The 18,504-nt window shown below is 61.3% G+C and carries 15 protein-coding genes; 8 read left to right on the top strand and 7 right to left on the bottom strand.

Going from position 1 to position 18,504, the window contains the following annotated elements; genetic code table 11:
• Positions 1–49 precede the first annotated feature (49 nt).
• Together JK208_RS02300 and JK208_RS02305 are read right to left on the bottom strand one after the other, a co-directional pair.
• Entirely contained in the window at positions 50–328 is a 279-nt protein-coding gene (locus JK208_RS02300; protein WP_099285253.1) for an RNA-binding S4 domain-containing protein, read from the bottom strand.
• Positions 325–2,922: a helicase-related protein gene (locus tag JK208_RS02305; RefSeq protein ID WP_249201874.1), complete on the bottom strand. Its 2,598-nt coding sequence runs from the start codon at positions 2,920–2,922 to the stop codon at positions 325–327. The genes JK208_RS02300 and JK208_RS02305 overlap by 4 nt, the downstream gene beginning before the upstream one ends.
• 59 nt (positions 2,923–2,981) lie before the next feature.
• Here JK208_RS02305 and JK208_RS02310 point away from each other — a divergent pair, with 59 nt between their 5' ends.
• Together JK208_RS02310 and JK208_RS02315 are read left to right on the top strand one after the other, a co-directional pair.
• Positions 2,982–4,373, top strand: a complete 1,392-nt coding sequence (locus JK208_RS02310; protein ID WP_211574175.1) for a leucyl aminopeptidase family protein — start codon at positions 2,982–2,984, stop codon at positions 4,371–4,373.
• A gap of 299 nt (positions 4,374–4,672) precedes the next feature.
• Positions 4,673–5,074: a MarR family transcriptional regulator gene (locus JK208_RS02315; RefSeq protein ID WP_062030832.1), complete on the top strand. Its 402-nt coding sequence runs from the start codon at positions 4,673–4,675 to the stop codon at positions 5,072–5,074.
• Positions 5,075–5,086: 12 nt separating this feature from the next.
• On the opposite strand, the gene JK208_RS02320 is transcribed toward JK208_RS02315, so the two are convergent.
• Positions 5,087–6,070 carry a glycosyltransferase family 4 protein gene (locus JK208_RS02320; RefSeq protein ID WP_211574176.1) on the bottom strand — a complete coding sequence of 328 codons (984 nt, stop codon included), beginning with the start codon at positions 6,068–6,070 and terminating at the stop codon, positions 5,087–5,089.
• Between the two features lie 87 nt (positions 6,071–6,157).
• Here JK208_RS02320 and JK208_RS02325 point away from each other — a divergent pair, with 87 nt between their 5' ends.
• Genes JK208_RS02325 through JK208_RS02335 form a run of 3 tightly spaced genes read left to right on the top strand, consistent with a single transcriptional unit; the run spans position 6,158 to position 9,695 of the window.
• Positions 6,158–8,134, top strand: coding sequence for a nucleoside-diphosphate sugar epimerase/dehydratase (locus tag JK208_RS02325; RefSeq protein WP_211574331.1), 1,977 nt, complete (start codon positions 6,158–6,160; stop codon positions 8,132–8,134).
• The gene (locus JK208_RS02330; protein WP_211574177.1) at positions 8,131–9,273 is read left to right on the top strand and encodes a DegT/DnrJ/EryC1/StrS aminotransferase family protein; all 1,143 of its coding nucleotides are present in this window, start codon (positions 8,131–8,133) and stop codon (positions 9,271–9,273) included. The genes JK208_RS02325 and JK208_RS02330 overlap by 4 nt, the downstream gene beginning before the upstream one ends.
• The gene (locus JK208_RS02335; protein WP_194261490.1) at positions 9,270–9,695 is read left to right on the top strand and encodes a hypothetical protein; all 426 of its coding nucleotides are present in this window, start codon (positions 9,270–9,272) and stop codon (positions 9,693–9,695) included. The genes JK208_RS02330 and JK208_RS02335 overlap by 4 nt, the downstream gene beginning before the upstream one ends.
• Before the next feature lie 90 nt (positions 9,696–9,785).
• Here the strand turns inward: JK208_RS02335 and JK208_RS02340 are convergent, their stop codons facing one another.
• On the bottom strand, positions 9,786–10,931 hold the full coding sequence (locus tag JK208_RS02340) for an AI-2E family transporter (protein ID WP_211574178.1): 1,146 nt from the start codon (positions 10,929–10,931) through the stop codon (positions 9,786–9,788).
• A 75-nt stretch (positions 10,932–11,006) separates the two neighbouring features.
• Positions 11,007–12,914, bottom strand: coding sequence for an ABC-F family ATP-binding cassette domain-containing protein (locus JK208_RS02345; protein ID WP_211574179.1), 1,908 nt, complete (start codon positions 12,912–12,914; stop codon positions 11,007–11,009).
• Positions 12,915–13,057: 143 nt separating this feature from the next.
• Here JK208_RS02345 and ndk point away from each other — a divergent pair, with 143 nt between their 5' ends.
• Positions 13,058–13,480, top strand: a complete 423-nt coding sequence (gene ndk / locus JK208_RS02350; protein ID WP_062030848.1) for a nucleoside-diphosphate kinase — start codon at positions 13,058–13,060, stop codon at positions 13,478–13,480.
• Positions 13,481–13,565: 85 nt separating this feature from the next.
• On the opposite strand, the gene purN is transcribed toward ndk, so the two are convergent.
• Together purN and purM are read right to left on the bottom strand one after the other, a co-directional pair.
• Entirely contained in the window at positions 13,566–14,210 is a 645-nt protein-coding gene (gene purN, locus JK208_RS02355; protein WP_211574180.1) for a phosphoribosylglycinamide formyltransferase, read from the bottom strand.
• On the bottom strand, positions 14,207–15,292 hold the full coding sequence (gene purM / locus JK208_RS02360; RefSeq protein ID WP_211574181.1) for a phosphoribosylformylglycinamidine cyclo-ligase: 1,086 nt from the start codon (positions 15,290–15,292) through the stop codon (positions 14,207–14,209). Before purM ends, purN begins: the two co-directional genes overlap by 4 nt.
• A 103-nt stretch (positions 15,293–15,395) precedes the next feature.
• Here purM and JK208_RS02365 point away from each other — a divergent pair, with 103 nt between their 5' ends.
• Positions 15,396–16,109, top strand: coding sequence for a DnaA ATPase domain-containing protein (locus JK208_RS02365; protein WP_194266507.1), 714 nt, complete (start codon positions 15,396–15,398; stop codon positions 16,107–16,109).
• A 231-nt stretch (positions 16,110–16,340) separates the two neighbouring features.
• A complete protein-coding gene (locus JK208_RS02370; protein ID WP_249201905.1) occupies positions 16,341–18,500 on the top strand; it encodes an RNA degradosome polyphosphate kinase in 2,160 nt (719 codons plus the stop codon).
• Positions 18,501–18,504: the final 4 nt, after the last annotated feature.

The raw sequence follows: 18,504 nt of genomic DNA on the forward strand, positions 1-18,504 counted from the left end.
CATCCGAGCGGGATGATATGCGAAGGTTTGGCGTCAGACGCAAGCATCCTCAGCCGTCTTCTGTGATGACTTCGTAAAGAAGTGCGGCTTCTTTTGCCGGACCGCGGCGTTCACCAAGATCCAAAACGCGCCACACGCGCACTTCTCCGCCAGAAACTGCGGGAAAAGTCAATATGTCGCCGATGTGAAGCTTGGCATGGGGCTTGCTTGTGGGCTGCCGGTTGATGCGGATGCGACCTTTCCCGACGATAGCCGCACAAAGCGGACGTGTCTTGGCGATGCGGGCGTAATAGAGCCACTGGTCTAGTCGCTGATATGCTTCGCTCATGGGCGGACTTTTTCCCTCAGGATGGCGAGGGCCGCGAAAGGACTGTCAGTCCGTGGAGGCGAAGGGCGCCTGGACGCGGACCCGTGTTGAGCGGCTCTGGGGCGACGGGAGGCTCGGGTTTTACGGTCGTGCAGGATCATGAGCGGGCGCGGTGGGCCGGCGTGGGTGGAGGACTGAGCCTCTGCAGGTTGATGCGCGATGCCCAGACCTTTCAGGACGGAGGGAAGGCTGTCGGATTTTACGCCCAGCCTGGAGGCAAGATCGGGCGGTGCTGTGTGGTCGCGGCGGCGTGTGAGCTGGTGCAGTTCCGCGATGCAGCGTTCTGCGATATCGAGGCGCAGGCCCGTCTCTCCGGCACGGATCCAGCCGAATTGCCCGCTGATTTCAGGCCATGGAAGGGAGACGCGGCCGGGCGCTGTCGGGCGGTGAGGCGTCTGGCGATGCAGGGCGTGGAGCAGTCCTAGAAGATCCAGAGGGCGTTTTCGGAACAGGGCTGGGCAAAAGATTGAGAAACGTCCGACTTCGAATCCGTGCTTCCGTAGCGTGTTGCGCAAAGCGGGAGGAAGCGCCTGATCTTCTGGCAGGGTTTCGGTGATGCCGCCGTCTTCCATGAGACGGTGCAGAATGGCACGAAGTCCTGGTCCGTGTTCGGCAAGTGCGTGGGCGCGATAAAGGGCTTTCAGATCCGTTCGAATGAGGTTGGCCACAAATGTCAGCAGACGGGTTTCGACATGGGTTTTCTGAACCGTATCAGTGAACTCGGCTGGAAAAAGCTGGATGGCGGGGCGCAGCAGGGAGGTGCCTGCGGTGAGGCGACCCAGAGGAGTTTCGTCCCAGAAAAGATGTCCGGTGGTGGCGTCCAGTTTAAGGGCGGTGTCGGGCGCGTCCTGTAGGAGACGGATGCGGCGGGGGATTTCGTGGATAAGGGCTTTGCGTCCGGCCCGCAGGATCATCTGGCGCTCCGGACCGGAGGCGACGTCCGTCTCCAGTGTGAAGCCCCGGATGCGTCCGATGCTGTGGCCTTCTACCAGAACATCGCCATCGGGTTTGACGGCGGAAAGGAGTGTGCGGTCGCCATCGCTGTCGAGGCGGCGCAGAAGCGTCGTGGCGCGGCGGTCCACGAAGCGGGTGGTGAGGCGCTCGTGCAGGGCGTCGGAGAGCTGGTCTTCGACTTCGCGGGCACGCTCCTGCCACATGGCGGAATGGCGGCTCCATTCGGTGCGGGCGGCGACATAGGAACACACCCGTACGCCGGTGAGGCGGTGCATGAGGGTGTCGATATCGCCTTCGGTTTTGGCCAGACCACGGATATGGCCTTCCATCCAGTTGGCGGGAATAGACCCGTCCTTAATTAGATGGCTGTAGAGGCGCGCGCAGAGCCGGGTATGGCTGTCATCGCCGAGCTTGCGAAAGTCGGGGATCTGGCAGACGTCCCAGAGCAGGGTTGTGGCGCGCTTGCCTCTCGCGATCTCGCGAACATCCGGGTCAAGCATCAGGGATTCGAGGGTGGTGACGTCCGAGGCTACGCGCCCTGCGGTCAGGCCGCGCAACGGCGGCGGGCGGGTCAGGCTTTTGAGCAGGTTGGCTGGGTTGGTGAAATCGAGTTCGTGGTTGCGCCAGTAGAGACGCTGGATCGGATCGAAGTGGTGCTGTTCTACGGCTTCGACGAGGGCGCTGGACATGGGCGCGCAGTCGGCCGTGGTTCCGAAAGTGCCGTCTTTCATGCCGCGACCGGCGCGACCGGCGATCTGAGCGATTTCCTGCGGGAACAGCGGGCGAGGAACCGTGCCGTCGAACTTGCTGAGTTGGGCAAGGGCGACGTGATCGACGTCCATGTTCAGACCCATGCCGATGGCATCGGTTGCGACGAGATAATCCACATCGCGGTTCTGATAGAGCTCGATCTGAGCATTACGGGTACGGGGGCTGAGCTGGCCCATGATAACCGCACAGCCGCCACGGCGTCTGCGGATCACTTCGGCCAGCGCATACACTTCGCTCATGGAGAAGGCCACGATAGCCGAGCGTGGAGGCAGACGGGAGAGCTTGGTGTGTCCGGTGCTGGCGAGGCTCGAGAGGCGGGCGCGGATGTCGATTTCGATACCCGGAACGAGTCTCTGAAGCAGCGGGCGGATGGTCTCGGCGCCGAGGAACAGCGTCTCGACGGTGCCACGAGCGTGGAGCAGGCGATCCGTGAAGACGTGACCGCGATCCGGATCCGAGGCAAGTTGGATCTCGTCGATGGCGATGAATTCGGCCTTACGGTCCAGCGGCATGGCCTCGACGGTACAGGAAAACCAGCGTGCGCCGGGGGGCACGATTTTTTCTTCACCCGTGATGAGCGCGACGCTGCGCTCGCCTTTGATTTTAACGAGGCGTTCGTAGTTTTCTCGGGCCAGAAGGCGCAGAGGAAAACCGATGATGCCGGACGCATGGGCCATCATGCGCGTCAGGGCATAATGGGTCTTGCCGGTATTGGTGGGGCCGAGGGCAGCACGGATGCTGGCTGGCATGATATGGTCGCTGGACGAGGTTCCGTGGAATGCACCCTTCATGTCTGAATGGTCGGGTGCCTGCGGAGCAAAAGCAAGCATCTGAAGCCTTCCCGATGGATCTTTCTCGGGTGAGGCAGGTCTTTGAGGAAGAAAATTTCATGAATTCGCATCCCCAGCTTCCCTTCGTGACCTCTGCCGAAGCGCCTTCGGCGCGTCTGGTTCATCTGGTGGCCTGTGAGGACAGTGCTGCGATCACGACTCTTCTCGGGGAGCATGCTCTGTTTCTGCAAGCGCAGGGATTTTCGTCGAAAGACGGAGCTTTCACGCTGCTGCCGGGTGAGGCCGGGGTCGGGGCTGCAATGCTGTGTGTGGCCTCCGCGCGGTCGAATGATCCGGAGGCTTTCGGGGTGCTGGGTACGGCGTTGCCGGAGGGTGACTGGACGGTCGTGCTGCACGGACTGGAAGCCGGAGCGCTGGAGAGTGCGCTGCTCGGGTTCTGTATGGGGGCATATCGGTTCGGTCTGGGGAAGGTGAAGCCACGCGCGACGCGGATGGTCGTTCCCGACGATGCGACGCGGCTTGCAGCGTTGTCGAAGGCTGTGTGGTTCGGGCGGGATCTGATCAACATGCCGGCAAATCTTCTCGGGCCGCGCGAACTTGCGCAGATGGCAGGCAAAGCGTTGGTGCATCGGGGGGCGAGCGTCAGTCTCGTCGAAGGGGATGATCTGCGCGGTGCATATCCGTGTCTGGCGGAAGTGGGTGAAGGGTCCGAACGCAAACCGGTCGTGGTCGTGGCGCGCTGGAAAGCACGTGAGGGTGCGCCGAAGGTTTCGCTGGTCGGCAAGGGGGTATGCTTCGATACGGGCGGCTACGACCTCAAAGGCGCCGCAGGGATGCTGCGGATGAAGAAAGACATGGGCGGGGCGGCTCTGATGCTTGCGGTGACCTGCGCGGCGATCGATCTGGGTCTGGATGTGGATCTGGAACTACGTCTGGGTTGCGTGGAGAACAGCGTGTCCGGTCATGCCATGCGGCCGGGGGATGTTCTGAAGACGCGCAGCGGCAAAATGGTCGAGATTGGCAATACGGATGCAGAGGGGCGGTTAGTGTTGTGTGATCTCATAACGGAAGCGTCTGAAAACCGTCCGGATGTCATTCTCGATGCTGCAACCCTGACGGGTGCTGCGCGCGTGGCACTCGGTCCGGATGTGCCGGCGCTGTTCAGTAATGACGATGAACTGGCCTCACTTATTCTCGAATCGGGAAAAGCGACGGCCGATGTAATGTGGAGAATGCCGCTCTGGCATGGCTATGATGCATGGCTCGATAGTAAAGTCGCCGACTTCGGAAACGTGACGTCAAAACCCATGGCCGGGGCGATTACTGCGGCGCTTTATCTCCAGAAATTCGTTCCGGATGGCCAAAAATGGGCACATATCGACACTTATGCATGGAATGACGGAGGACGCCCCGGCCGTCCTGAGGGCGGAGAAGTACTTGGTCTTCGGGCAATTCTGGAAACATTGTCACGAATTCATAACAATTCCTGAGCTGTTATGAAGCGTTTCACTCGGGAAACAGTGGGGCGGTGTGAAGAAGGCCTGAAAGATTAGGGTGTCAAACGCGTTTCAATGAGGCATATGCCCCTTATCGTTTCGATGCAGAGTCATCGTCTACTGGAATGTTTTGGAACCCATATGCTTGCGTATGCGTTTCGAATCACCATCTGAGTGCAACTGAAGCCTCTCCGGGAAAGGGGAGGTAAAGACAATTTCATGTTGGCTCCCGTGCCGCGGGTCTCTGTTATGGGATCGGACAACAGGGGGTCTAACTGTTTAGGAGAGAGATCATGCCCCAGGCTACCAATGATCAAATGCTCAACCTTCTGTGCGACACCATCGTTTCCATGGTCCGTCGTGACGGACCCGACCTGTCGGCACGCCAGCTTGCCGTGTTCCTGACCTGCTATCTGCGGGACGGCGCCCACACGGTTCGTGGTCTGGCCCTTGAGCTCAAGGTGTCCAAGCCCGCCATCACCCGTGCGCTTGACCGTCTGGGTGAACTGGATCTGGCCCGCCGCAAGGTCGATCCGCTGGACCGTCGTTCGGTTCTCGTACAGCGCACGCTGAAGGGTTCCACCTTCCTGCGCGAAATGCGCGCCGTCATGACGGAAGCCTCCGGCACCCGCTCGACCCGCACGGAACGCGCTTCGGCTTCCGTCGAGCGCCTGAGCAGCCGCCGCGCTGGCTGAACGATCCGCTGATTACCAGCGATCCTGCACGCGGGCTTTGGCCCGCGTGCAGACATATCCTGTCCACAAAATCTGTGGCAGCGCGATCATAAGAACTGTCGTAATGATCTGACCTGTGGCGAACGCCACAGCGCCCCAAAGGGCAAATCCCCAGTATAAAAAAGTGACGAGCGGTACCGACAGCCCTGAGCGGACGGCCAGTTGATAGAGATGGCCACGATGAGCTTGGGCGAGTCTGTCTCCGGCGCGGGCGCGACGTAGTAGCGTAAAGGTTACGTCCCACAACACGCCCGAGAGCAGCGCGATCACGAGGACGCCGCCGCCTGTGCCAAATCCTGTCATGCCGCCCCACGCGATGGCGAGCCCGATGGGCTGGCTGCCAACGTCGCCCATGAAAATTTGGGCCTTTGGAAAATTATGGGGCAGAAAGCTCAGCAGGCAGATGGCGAGCAGCATGAAGGCCACGGGCATGATGCCTGCGCTCGCCAGAAAGATGGCGGAGATGGCCATGATGCCCGAGGCGAGACCGTTGATCCCGTCGATGAAATTCAGAGCATTCGTAATGAACACCGCAGCGAGAACGAAAGGCACTACCATCCATGATGGAATATTCGTGCCGTATGTCGCTCCGAATACCGCGGCAATAGCGGCCAGAAACTGGGCTGCGAGTTTGTAGCGGGCTGGGAAGGGCCGCATATCGTCGAGCCACGATACGGCGCCGAGCACGATCATGCCGATCAGCAACCCCGTCATGGCGGGAATGATGGACGCCGGGGCATGGGCTGCGCGTAAGGCCGGGATCAGGCACAGAACAAAGGCTCCCACGATGCCGATGCCGCCCCCTTTCGGGGTTGGTCGTGTATGGGAACTCCGCTCTACGGGATGATCCAGAACACCGGCCCGGATCATGAGCAGGATCAGGATATTGCACAGTACGACTGCGGCCACGCAGGGGAGCGTAAGGCCGTTGTTAATATTCTGAAAAGAAAAGGGCATGGAACGACTTTATGGGAGAGCGGCTTTTGGCGCTATAAGGGGCGGGTGACATCTGCTGATCCTACAGGCCCTGCCGCTCCGGCCTCAATGCCCCCTTCGGCGCCGTCTTTCAGGCCGCCTTCTGCCTCGCATACGTCGATGCGCGCGCGGCGCATTGCGCTCAATGTTGCGCTGGACGGAGTCGTGTCTGCGGCTGCCGCACCTGTTGCGCGCTGGCTGGCAGATCCGGCCGGAGGGTGGCTGCATCCGCTGTGGTTTATTGCGGGTGGGGGCATTACGCTTCTGGTGGGTGGGCTGCCGTTCCGCGTTCCGCAGCAATACTGGCGGTTCTCGGGTGTGGCAGACCTGTTCAATATTGCCTGCGCCTCGGTTCTGAGCGCGCTGCTGTTTGCGGGACTCTTACGTGTGGCGGGCTATCCGCTGCCGACGCCGACCTTTCCAATCATCCATGCGCTGGTTCTTCTGGTGTTTCTCGGTTCCGTCCGCATGATGTGGCGGCTGGCGGCGCGCCGTAAGAGCACCGCGCTGGCCAGTCAGCGCATTCTGCTGCTGGGTGCGGATCATGAGGCGGATCTGTTCATCCGGGCGATGGAGCGGGACAGCGAGAACAGTCGCAGCGTGACGGGAATTCTGACTGGCGGTTCGCAGCAGGCCGGACGGCGTATTCATGACTGCCCCATTCTGGGAACGATCAGCGAAACGCCCGCCATTCTGGAGCGCCTGTTCGCTGCGGGAAAGCTGCCGGATGCGCTGGTTCTGACGTCAGGAGACATCAAGGGGCGGGACTTGGCACGCATTCTTGAAGCTGCGCGGGTTTATGACATCGACGTTCAGCGCACGCCGTCTTTGACAGCGTTGCAGCCGGCAGACAGGGTGGAACTTCGGCCTATCGCGATTGAGGATCTGCTGAACCGTCCACCGGTTGCGCTCGATTCGCAGGGTATGGCGCGGTTGATCAGTGGCCGTGTTATTGCTGTGACCGGGGCGGGCGGCAGCATCGGCTCCGAGCTGGCGCGGCAGATCGCGTCGTTTCAGCCTGCTGTGCTTCTCCTGATTGAGAGCAGCGAGTACGCGCTGTGGCAGATCAATCTGGATATTTCCGAGCGCTTTGGTGATGTGACACGCCATCAGATCGTGGCCGACGTGCGCGATCGGCGACGTATGGCGGAGATTTTCGGAGAGTACCGACCGCAGATCGTGTTTCATGCGGCGGCCCTCAAGCATGTGCCCATCGTCGAGGACAATCCGGTCGAGGGCGTGCTGACAAATGTGATCGGTACACGGATTGTCGCGGACGAAGCCGAACGCGCGGGTGCGCAGGCGATGGTCATGATTTCCACCGACAAGGCGGTCAACCCGTCCAGCCTGATGGGGGCCAGCAAGCGTTGTGCGGAGGTTTACGGGCAGGCGCTCGATATGCGCGCGCGGGCCGGACAGGGCGGCATGCGGTGTGTGACCGTGCGGTTTGGCAATGTGCTGGGGTCCACGGGATCGGTCGTGCCGCTGTTTCGGCGGCAGCTTGAACATGGCGGTCCGCTGACCATCACGCATCCGGACATGACGCGCTATTTCATGACCGTGCCTGAGGCCGTGGGGCTTGTTTTGCAGGCGGCTGTGCGCGGAACGCATGAGCGTGCGGAAAACGATGCGACGGACCGGCGCCTCAAGCAGGGCGGAATTTTCGTGCTCGATATGGGCGATCCGGTGCGGATCATGGATCTGGCGTTCCAGATGATCCGTCTGGCGGGACTGCGCCCCGAAACCGATATTGAGATCCGCTTTACCGGCCTGCGTCCGGGAGAGAAACTGTTTGAAGAACTGTTCCACGGACGCGAGGCCCCCGTTCCGACCGATGCGCCCGGTCTGCGGATGGCCTCCCCGCGCACAGTTGATTTCAGTGTTGCGAGACTTGCGATGGATGAGCTGGAAATGGCCTGTCGCGCAAACGATCTGGGCGCGATCATGACGATCCTGTACAGGCTGGTCCCCGAATTTCTTCATAACCGTGACGGCGGACTGCCGGTTGCGGTCTCCCATCCCGATCCGGAGATGATAGCGCCATGACACGGCAGATTGCTTTTCTAGACCTCCCCGCCCAGCAGGCGCGCCTCGGCGGCAGCATCCAGAAGCGCGTGGATGCCGTCATGGCGCATTGCCGCTTCGTGCTTGGCCCGGAAGTGCAGGAACTCGAGCATCGTCTGGCAGAGTTCGGCGGTGCGAAACATGCGATCGGCGTCTCATCCGGGACCGATGCGCTGCTGATGGTGCTGATGGGCGAGGAAATCGGGCCGGGAGATGCGGTTTTCCTGCCAGCCTTCACCTATACGGCGACGGCGGAAGTCGTCCTGTTGCTGGGTGGAACACCGGTTTTCGTGGATGTCGATCCGCAGACTTTCCAGATCAGTCTTGAATCGCTGAAGGCGCGGCTTGAGGCCGTCCGTCAGACTGAAGATCTGGAGCCGCGTGTTGTGATCGGTGTGGATCTGTTCGGCCAACCCGCGCCCTGGGACGAACTGAAGCTCTGGACCACGCAGGAAGGCCTGACGCTGGTGGCCGATTGTGCGCAGTCTTTTGGGGCGACGTATCATGGTCGTCGTCTGGGACATGAGGCGAAAGCGACCACATTGTCTTTCTTCCCGTCCAAACCACTGGGTGGGTATGGGGACGGTGGCGCGATCCTGACGGACGACGACGATCTGGCGGCGCTATATCATTCCCTTCGCACGCATGGCGAAGGCCGTACGCGCTATGAAGTCGAGCGGATCGGGATCAACGGGCGGCTGGATACGCTTCAGGCGGCCGTGCTTCTGGCAAAGCTCGATGTGTTTGACGCAGAGCTGAAGCGCCGGGATGCGATTGCGACGGCCTATGACGCCGGGATGCCTGAGGGGATCGTACCGCCCGTACGCGTTCCGGACAGCGAGAGCGCGTGGGCGATCTATACGATCCTGCTGCCGGATGCGGAAAAGCGAGATTCGCTTCAGACGTTTTTGAAGGATGCAGGCGTTCCAACCGCTATTTACTACCCAAAACCGCTGCATCATCAGCCAGCCTATGCGCCGCATCATGACGGGGCCTCTCTGCCGGTCGCAGAAGGGCTTGGCGCACGCGTTCTGGCGCTTCCCATCCATCCCGAACTGACGGACGATGACGTCCGTCATATCATTGCAGCCCTCAATCGGTGGGCAGGAGAACAGGCGTGAGACGCGAGCAGAAACTTCTTCTGGTTTTCGGGGCGCTGGTCCTCATTCCCGTAGGCATCATCTGGTTTGTGACATGGCCGCTGCTGCATGCGTGGAAATTCCCGCAGGTGACTGCGGGGCAGATGAGTGCGCCGATCAGTCGCGATCTGTCTGCAGATGAGGTTCAGAAGGTCAATCTGTGGCTTCAGTCGCATGAAACGGCCTGGGGGCCGTCGGGCGAGAAGACCGATCTTGCACCGAAAGTCGTTCTCGAAATGGCGGGCGCACAGGGCGAGCCGGTTATTATTTCCATCTGGAAATACAAAAAGCAGGACGACATCGTTGGGATCCAGCTTGCGAAAAATGGCCCGTACCGGATGAATGCTTTTCCCGACGCACAGCTTATGGCCTTGCAGCCTGCTGGAGCGCAGCCCGGAAAGTAAGGACTTTCTGGAGCGTGTTGAGAGCACAAAAAAGACCGGCCTCCTTCGGGAGTGCCGGTCTTTTTTGTGCTGTCGGGGAAAGGACGAGGCTTATTTCTGCTGTTTCTCTTCTTCTTCCGTAACTTCGCCGACATCACGACGGGTCTGGTTTTCGTCCTCCAGCGGGGCTGTGGCCTTGTCGCCCATCGCCAGAAGGGCGGCGGTGATGGGGGAGGCGAGGATCAGGCCGGGGGCGCCGAGGATGGAGCCGAAAACCGTCTGCGACAGGATCGCCATTGCGGGAGGCATATGCACGGCGCGGCGCTGGATCAGCGGGGCAAGGACATTGCCTTCGAAAAACTGTATCACGCAGTAGAGAATGGCGACGAACAGGCCCTCATGCGTGCCGAGCGACAGGCCCAGCAGGACGGCTGGCACGGCACCGAGAATGGCACCGATATAGGGTATGAAATTGCACAGACCCGCCACGACACCGAGCGCCAGTGCGAGCGGCACGCCAATCAGCGACAGGCCGACGCCTGAGAGGATGCCGACCACGAGCATGTCCAGTGCCTGCCCGGCGGTCCAGGCCCAGAGCGTAGCTCCTGCGGTCAGCATCAGTTCACGCGCGGCGGGACGGTGCTGCGTGGGGACGAGGCGGATCATCCCGTCGATATAGACGGCCGGGCTGAGGGCGAAATACAGACCGGCGATCAGAACGACCAGAAGCGTTCCGATGATACCGAAAACACTGCTGAGAAGCCCTGTGACCGAGCCCGCAAGTCCTGATCCCAGAGAGCCGAGGCCTCCTGTTCCGGGAGCGTTTCCGCCAAGAGAGGCTGGCAGGTGGTCAAGGACCATCTGGCCGATCGTGGAGCCGGAAAGATGGGCGCGGAGTTCACCGGATTGAGTGATCAGCGCCTGTTTGAGGCGGATGAACTGGTCGCTGATGGAAGGGCCGCTGCTCCAGCCAAGGCCGATCATGGCAACGAGGATCGCAACGGTTACGAGAGCAACCGCGCCCTGATAGGGAATGACGGGAACGTGACGCCGAAGCATACGGGCGAGCCCATGCAGGACGATGGCCACGAGAGCGGAGGCGAAGATCACGGCCAGAACATCGCCGATCAGCCAGATGGCGAGCAGCATCAGGGTCAGGGCGAGCGTGATCCGCATCAGCCCGGCAATTTTGGACAGTTCCCGCGCACGGGGTTCCGTTTCGCTGCGTTCTGCCGGATCGGAAAAAGAGATGCGCATGGAGGTGTCAGTCCTGAGGCTCAGTCGTTGGCAACTGGCTTATGTGGCGGGGGAAGGAGGGTCAATGGGCCTGGCTCAGGCCGTTGCGTCTTCCAGTTCGGCCTGTGCTTCAAGCCAGCTTTCCTCGACGGTTTCGAGCGTGGCGTTGAGCGCGGCCAGATGGACGTTAAGGGAGGTCAGTTCCGCAGCATCGCCGGACTGATACAGAACAGGATCTGCCAGTCGGGCCTCGATCTTTTTCTTTTCGCCGGAAAGCTGGGTCATTTTCGCTTCGGCATCGCGGATTTTCCGCCGCAGCGGTGCGAGGGCGCGGGTCTGTTCCTTGCGGTCGATGCGTTTCTGGGCAGACGCTGTGCCGCTATCTGCTGACGCCGTGGCGGCCTTGCTGCGCTCCGCCATCTCGGCACGCGCTTTGCGGGCGCGTTCGAGAAGCCAGGCGCGGTATTCGGCCATGTCGCCATCAAACGGCGAGATCGTACCGTCTTCGACCAGCCAGAAACGGTCGGCGACGGATTCCACGAGATGGCTGTCATGGCTGATGAGGACGACCGCGCCTTCGAATGCTGATAGGGCGCGGATCAAAGCGTCACGGGCGTCCAGATCTAGATGGTTGGTCGGCTCATCGAGGATCAGCAGATGCGGGGCTTCGCGGGTAGACAGGGCGAGGAGCAGACGCGCCTTTTCGCCACCGGAGAGTTCACCGACTTTTGTTTCAGCCCGGTTTTCATCAAGGCCGAACCGGGCGAGTTGCGCGCGGACGGCAGCGGGGAGCGCGTCCGGCATGGCGCGGCTCATATGGTCGATGGGTGTGTCGGTCAGGACGAGTTCATCGCTCTGATGCTGGGCGAAATAGCCGATTTTCAGCTTGGGCGAATGACTGTAGGTGCCGGACATGGGCTCCAGCCGACCGGCGAGCAGCTTGGCGAAGGTGGATTTACCGCGGCCGTTCTGACCAAGCAGGGCGATCCGGTCTTCCATATCCAGACGCTGGTTCAGCCCTTTAAGCACGACGCGCCCGTCATAGCCGAGGCTGACATTGTTCAGGCTCAGCATCGGGGGCGGCAAAGGCTGTGGTTCGGGGAAAGAGAAGCGCGTGGGGGTGTCTTCCACGACGCTCTCGATTTGGGGGAGGCGTTCGAGGGCTTTCAGGCGGGCCTGCGCCTGTTTGGCTTTGGTGGCCTTGGCGCGGAAACGGTCCACGAAGGATTGCATATGGGCGCGCTGGGCCGCGATGCGCTCGGCAGCGCGGTTCTGCTGGAGCGCCTGTTCCGTGCGGATGCGGACGAAATTGTCGTAGCCACCGGGGGTAACACTGATTTTCTGGTGATCGAGATGGGCGATGGCATCGACGGTGTTGTCGAGCAGGGAGCGATCATGGCTGACGATGATCGCGGCACCCGAGAACTTCGCAAGCCAGGATTCCAGCCAGAGCGTGGCTTCGATATCGAGATGGTTCGTCGGTTCGTCGAGCAGCAGCAGGTCAGGGTTCAGGAACAGGGCCGTGGCGAGTGATACGCGCATTCGCCAGCCGCCCGAGAAGTCCGAAACCGCTCGATTCTGCGCGTCCTGATCGAAGCCGAGACCAGACAGGATGGCCCCGGCGCGGGCGGGAGCCGTGTAGGCGTCGATGGCGATGAGGCGTTCATGGACATCTGCGATGCGGACAGGATCGGTCGCGGTTTCGGCTTCCGCGAGCAGTCGGGTGCGTTCAAGGTCGCCTTCCAGAACTGTATCGAGAATGGACGTACTGCCGGAGGGTGTTTCCTGTTTGACGCGGCCCATCGTAGCGCGGGCGGCGAGGGTGATTGTGCCGCCATCAGGCGCGAAATCACCAGCAATCGCGGCCAGAAGGGTGGATTTTCCGGCGCCGTTCCTGCCGATCAGGCCGATCTTGCGTCCTGGGTCCACACTGAGGGACGCATTGTCCAGCAGGGAGCGGCCCGCGATGCGAAGGGACAGGTCGGTGATGGTGAGCAGGCTCACGGGCGCCTCGATCAGTCGGAAGAAAAGAAACAGGTCGGTTAAAATACTGCGACAGACCTATCAGGAACGATGAATTTGCTCTAGTGGAACGGCGGTATTGACCCGCTGGTCCAGCGAGGACCGGTCCTAACAGGAGAAGAAAGATGGCTCTCGAGCGCACGCTTTCCATCATCAAGCCCGACGCGACCAAGCGTAACCTGACCGGCAAGATCAATGCCGTGTTCGAAGACGCCGGCCTGCGTATCGTCGCCCAGAAGCGCATCCACCTGACCGAGAAGCAGGCTGGCGCTTTCTACGCAGTTCACAAGGAGCGTCCGTTCTACGGCAGCCTCGTGTCCTCCATGATTGCCGAGCCGGTCGTCGTGCAGGTTCTTCAGGGTGAAGGCGCTGTCGCCAAGAACCGCGAAGTCATGGGCGCGACGAACCCGGCCGATGCTGCTGAAGGCACCGTTCGCAAGCTGTTCGCCGAGAGCATCGAAGCCAATTCCGTGCATGGCTCTGACAGCCTTGAGAACGCGAAGAACGAAATCTCCTTCTTCTTCGCCGAGACGGAAATCCTGCCGTAATTTTTACGATAGGTAATCTGTTCTCAACAAAAAAAGGCGCGGACTTCGGTCCGCGCCTTTTTTGTTTGGAGACGCTGGACGTCTCTTACTTCGCAAAAACGTCGCAGATCATTTCGAGTACGTCCGGGTAGAGCAGGTGTTCCTGTTCCAGCACGCGGGCGGCAAGGGTTTCTGGCGTATCGGTGTCAAGGACGGGAACGCTGGCCTGCCCGAGGATAGGGCCTTCATCCACGCCGGATGTGACGAGGTGGACGGTGCACCCATGTTCTTTCGCACCAGCCTTGAGGGCGGCTTCATGGGTGTGTAGGCCGGGGAAGGCGGGTAGGAGGCTCGGGTGGATGTTGAGCATCCTGTCTTCCCACGCCTTGACCAGCCATGGTGTCAGGACACGCATATAGCCCGCGAGGACGACCAGCATGGCGCCGGAGGCCTGAAGGGCTGCGTCTATTTCGCGTTCGTGGGCTTCGCGGTCCGTACCGAAAGGCTTGTGGTCGATGACGAGGGTTTTCAGGCCCGCGTCTTCGGCGACCTCAAGGCCCGGCGCATCCGGGCGGTTGCTGAGGACCAGCACGATTTCGGCGGGATAGTCCGGTCGGGCACAGGCTTCGATCAGGGCGCGCATATTGCTGCCGCGACCGCTGATGAGGATCGCGACAGGCACCTTCTGGATTTTTTTTGGCGCGTTTTTAGGCTGGGCTTTGGCTCTGTTTCTGACGGGCGGCTTCTTCATGCGAAGGAAACCGGTGCGGTCAGGGTGTAGGCGTCGTCGGAGCGGACGATCTGGCCCATGAGGAAACCGGTTTCGCCGCGCGCATCCAGTTCCGCCATGACCTTTTCCGGCTCGGATGTGACAAGCACCATGCCGATGCCGCAGTTGAAGACGCGGAGCATTTCGTCAGCCGCCACATTGCCGGTTTTGGCCAGCCAGCGGAAAACGGACGGAACGACCCATGCGGAGCCGTCCACGCGGACGCCGAAGCCTTCGGGCAGGACGCGCGGCAGGTTGCCCGGCAGGCCGCCGCCTGTGATGTGGGCGCAGCCATTCAGCAGGCCCTTGGCGTGCAGGTCTAGCACCGTTCGGACATAGAGTGTCGTGGGCGTCAACAAGGCTTCGGCCAGCGTGTGACCTTCGGCGAAGGGAGCGGGATCGTTCCAGCCGAGGCCGGAGCGGCGCACGACTTCGCGGACCAGAGAGAAGCCATTAGAGTGAACGCCGGAGGAGGGCAGGCCGATCAGCGTGTCGCCTTCGGCGATATTGGCGGGAAGCAGGTTGCTGCGCTCGGCCGCACCCACGCTGAAGCCTGCGAGATCGTAATGGCCGGGAGCATACATGCCGGGCATTTCAGCCGTTTCGCCGCCGACGAGAGCGCAGCCGGACTCGGCGCAGCCCTTGGCGATGCCCTTCACGACCGTGGCTGCGGCTTCGACGGAGAGTTTTCCGGTGGCGAGATAGTCCAGGAAGAACAGCGGGGTGGCGCCTTGTACGACGAGGTCGTTGACGCACATGGCGACGAGGTCGATCCCGACATCATCATGCTTTCCGGCCTCGATGGCGACCATCAGTTTCGTGCCGACGCCATCGGTGCAGCTGACGAGGACGGGATCGGTGAAGCCTGCGGCCTTCAGATCGAAAAGCGCGCCGAAGCCGCCGAGGCCGCCCATCGTGCCGGGACGGTTCGTGGCTTTGGCTGCGGGCTTGATGGCGTCGACCAGCGCATCGCCAGCGGCAATATCCACGCCGGCCTGTGCGTAGCTTGCGCCGCCAGTCGTGCTGTGGCTCGATCCGGGGGCGATATCAGGCTGATCGGTCATGGTCGAAAGGTTCCCGCTGGTTGACGTGACGCCGTTCTAGAGCATCCTGCGCGCTGGCGGAACGCCTGTTTGATGGTGTTACGGCATGAAAAAGGGGGCTGCGATGACGAAACGGGATGTGGGCGGGGTGTCCGGAAGACCCGCGGCCACCCAGATGGCGTTTCCCCTGCGCCGGGTGACGGCGATGACGTCCGATCGTTTCATCAATGGTCCGTCGAATGTGGCGGCGCGGGCATGGCTTGCGCGCAGTCAATGGCCGGATGGGCGTTTATGGCTCTGGGGCCCTTCGGGGACGGGGAAGACGCATCTTTTGACGGCATGGGCGCATGAACATGACGCGACGGTGCTGGATGCCCGCCTGTTCTCCACGTCCTCTGCGGGCGGGCGGATCCGGGTTCAGGGGAATCTTGCGATTGATAATGCCGATTCGCCGGGCGATGAGGCGACCATGCTGCATCTGCTCAACGATGCGTTCTCCCAAGGCGATCGCGTTCTGATGGCGGGCCGCCTGCCACCGTCGCGCAGCCATTTCATGCTGCCCGATCTGGCGAGCCGCCTGCGGGCGACGGCCACGACCGCAACGGGCGAGCCTGAGGACGATCTGCGGGCGACGCTGCTTCTGTCATTGCTGGCGGATCGTCAGCTTGTCGTGTCGCAGTCGGTGACGGACTGGCTGTGGCGTCATCTGCCCCGGACGGGCAACGCGCTGGTTTCCGCGGTGGAGCGGCTGGATGAGGCGGCTCTGGTCCGCAAACAGCCCATCACGCGGGCGCTGGCGCTGGAAATGTTGCCAGATCTGCTGACGCCTGAGGAATAGATGTCACGAACGTGACACAAAAACTCCGTTTGACATGCCTATCCCGTGGCATGACCCTTGAGGCGATTTGTAAATTCGTGTGTTCCGGAAGGCCCCATTGTGACGACTGAAGATTCCCGGCCCGCGCCGCGCCGCCGCTCCCCCCGCAAGCCCCGCAGTGCAGTCACTCCAGCCCAGAACCGCAGCCGTCGCCGACAGACTCCCGCTATCCGGGCCGAAGATTACGCGCGTATGGCAACGTCGCCAGAGCGTTTCCTGAACCGGGAACTGTCCTGGCTGGATTTCAACGAGCGCGTTATTGAAGAGGCCGAAAATACCCGCAACCCGTTGCTGGAACGGGTGCGGTTTCTCTCGATCAGTTCCAGCAATCTGGACGAGTTCTATTCCGTGCGTGTGGCCGGGCTTGTGGGGCAGGTGCGTGAAGGCATGGTCGTGCGCAGTCCGGACGGACTGACCCCCATCCAGCAGCTTTCACAGGTGCGGCAGAAGGCGCGGCATCTTCTGGCGGAGCAGCAGCGCGTCTGGCATGTGCTGGAAGGAGAGCTGAAGGACGCAGGCATCGTCATTCTGCCGACCGACTCGCTGGATGAAACGGATCTGGCGCAGCTTTCCACGCTGTTCGACGAGCGGGTTTTCCCGGTGCTGACGCCGATGGCGGTCGATCCCTCCCATCCGCTGCCCTTTATTCCGAATATGGGTCTGGCGCTGCATCTGCGTCTGAAGGATGCGGCCTCTTCAGCACATGTGATGGATGGACTTATCCTGCTGCCAGCGCAGGTTCCGCGTTTCCTGCGGCTTCCGGCGCGGTTGAAGGAAGGGCAGGAGACACCGGACCAGATCCGCTTCGTGCTGCTCGAAGATCTCATCACGCTATTTGCCGGACGCCTGTTTCCGGGGCTGGTGATCGGTGCTGCGGGCGTGCTGCGCGTGATCCGCGATACGGATGTGGAGTTTGAAGACGAGGCCGAGGATCTGGTGCGGTCTTATGAAACGGCACTGAAACAGCGTCGGCGTGGCGTATGCATTCACCTCGCGCTGGACCGCAAACTGCCTGACACGCTGGGTCGTGAGATGGGTGAAGAGCTGGGCGTGGGTGAGGAGGACGTTGTCGTCCTGCCGTGCTTTGTCGGCGTGACCGATCTCAAGCAACTGATCGTGGATGATCGCCCGGATCTGGTGTTTCCGGCCTATACGCCTCGCTTTCCCGAGCGGGTTCTGGATTATGACGGAGACTGTTTCGCGGCGATCCGTGCGAAGGACATGCTGGTCCATCATCCGTTCGAGAGCTTCGACGTGGTAGTGCAGTTCCTGCGTCAGGCGGCGCTGGACCCGAACGTGCTGGCGATCAAGCAGACGCTGTATCGCACATCTCGCGACAGCCCGATCGTTCACGCGCTGATCGAAGCGGCGGAGGCCGGAAAATCAGTGACCGCCATGGTCGAACTACGGGCCCGGTTTGACGAGGAAGCCAATATTCGCCTGTCCCGCGCGCTTGAAGCTGCGGGCGTGCAGGTCGTGTTCGGCTTCGCGCATCTCAAGACCCATGCGAAGCTGAGTCTTGTGGTCCGTCGCGAGAACGGCTCGCTCCGGTCCTACGCACATTTCGGAACGGGCAATTACCATCCGATTACGGCGCGGATTTATACGGATCTGTCGTTTTTCACCTGTGACCCGAAGCTGGCTTCGGATTCGGCGCGTCTGTTCAATTACATGACGGGCTATGCCATCCCCGCGAAAATGGATGCGCTGGCCTTCTCGCCCATCACCATCCGCTCCACGCTGGAACAGCTCATTCAGGACGAAATCGACCATGTGAAGGAAGGGCGTCCGGGGCGGATCTGGCTGAAAATGAACAGCCTCGTGGATGCCGAACTGATCGACAAACTCTACGAAGCCTCGCAGGCCGGGGTGAAGATCATTGGGATCATTCGCGGAATCTGCTGTCTGCGGCCCGGTGTGCCGGGGCTTTCGGACAATATCGAAATCAAGTCGATTGTCGGGCGTTTTCTGGAACATTCCCGGGTTTTCGCCTTTGGAAACGGGCATCGGATGCCGTCCGCCAAGGCAAAAGTTTTCATTTCTTCGGCAGACTGGATGGTGCGGAACATGGACTGGAGGGTAGAAGCCATGGTGCCCATCACGAACCCGACGGTCCATGCGCAGATTCTTGGCCAGATCATGACGATGAACATCAAGGACAACCTTCAGAGCTGGACGCTCACGAGGGACGGCTATTGGCATCGGGTTTCGCCGGGCGCACATCCGTTCTCCGCCCACGAATACTTCATGAACAATCCGTCCCTGTCCGGCCGAGGCTCGGCTGCGCGGGAGAAGGTCCTTCCGGAGGCACATCGCCCCCGTGAGCGGCCCGACAGGATTCTGGAAGACTGATTTT

The sequence above is a fragment of the Gluconobacter sp. Dm-74 genome, assembly GCF_018256135.1.
GTDB lineage: Bacteria > Pseudomonadota > Alphaproteobacteria > Acetobacterales > Acetobacteraceae > Gluconobacter > Gluconobacter cadivus.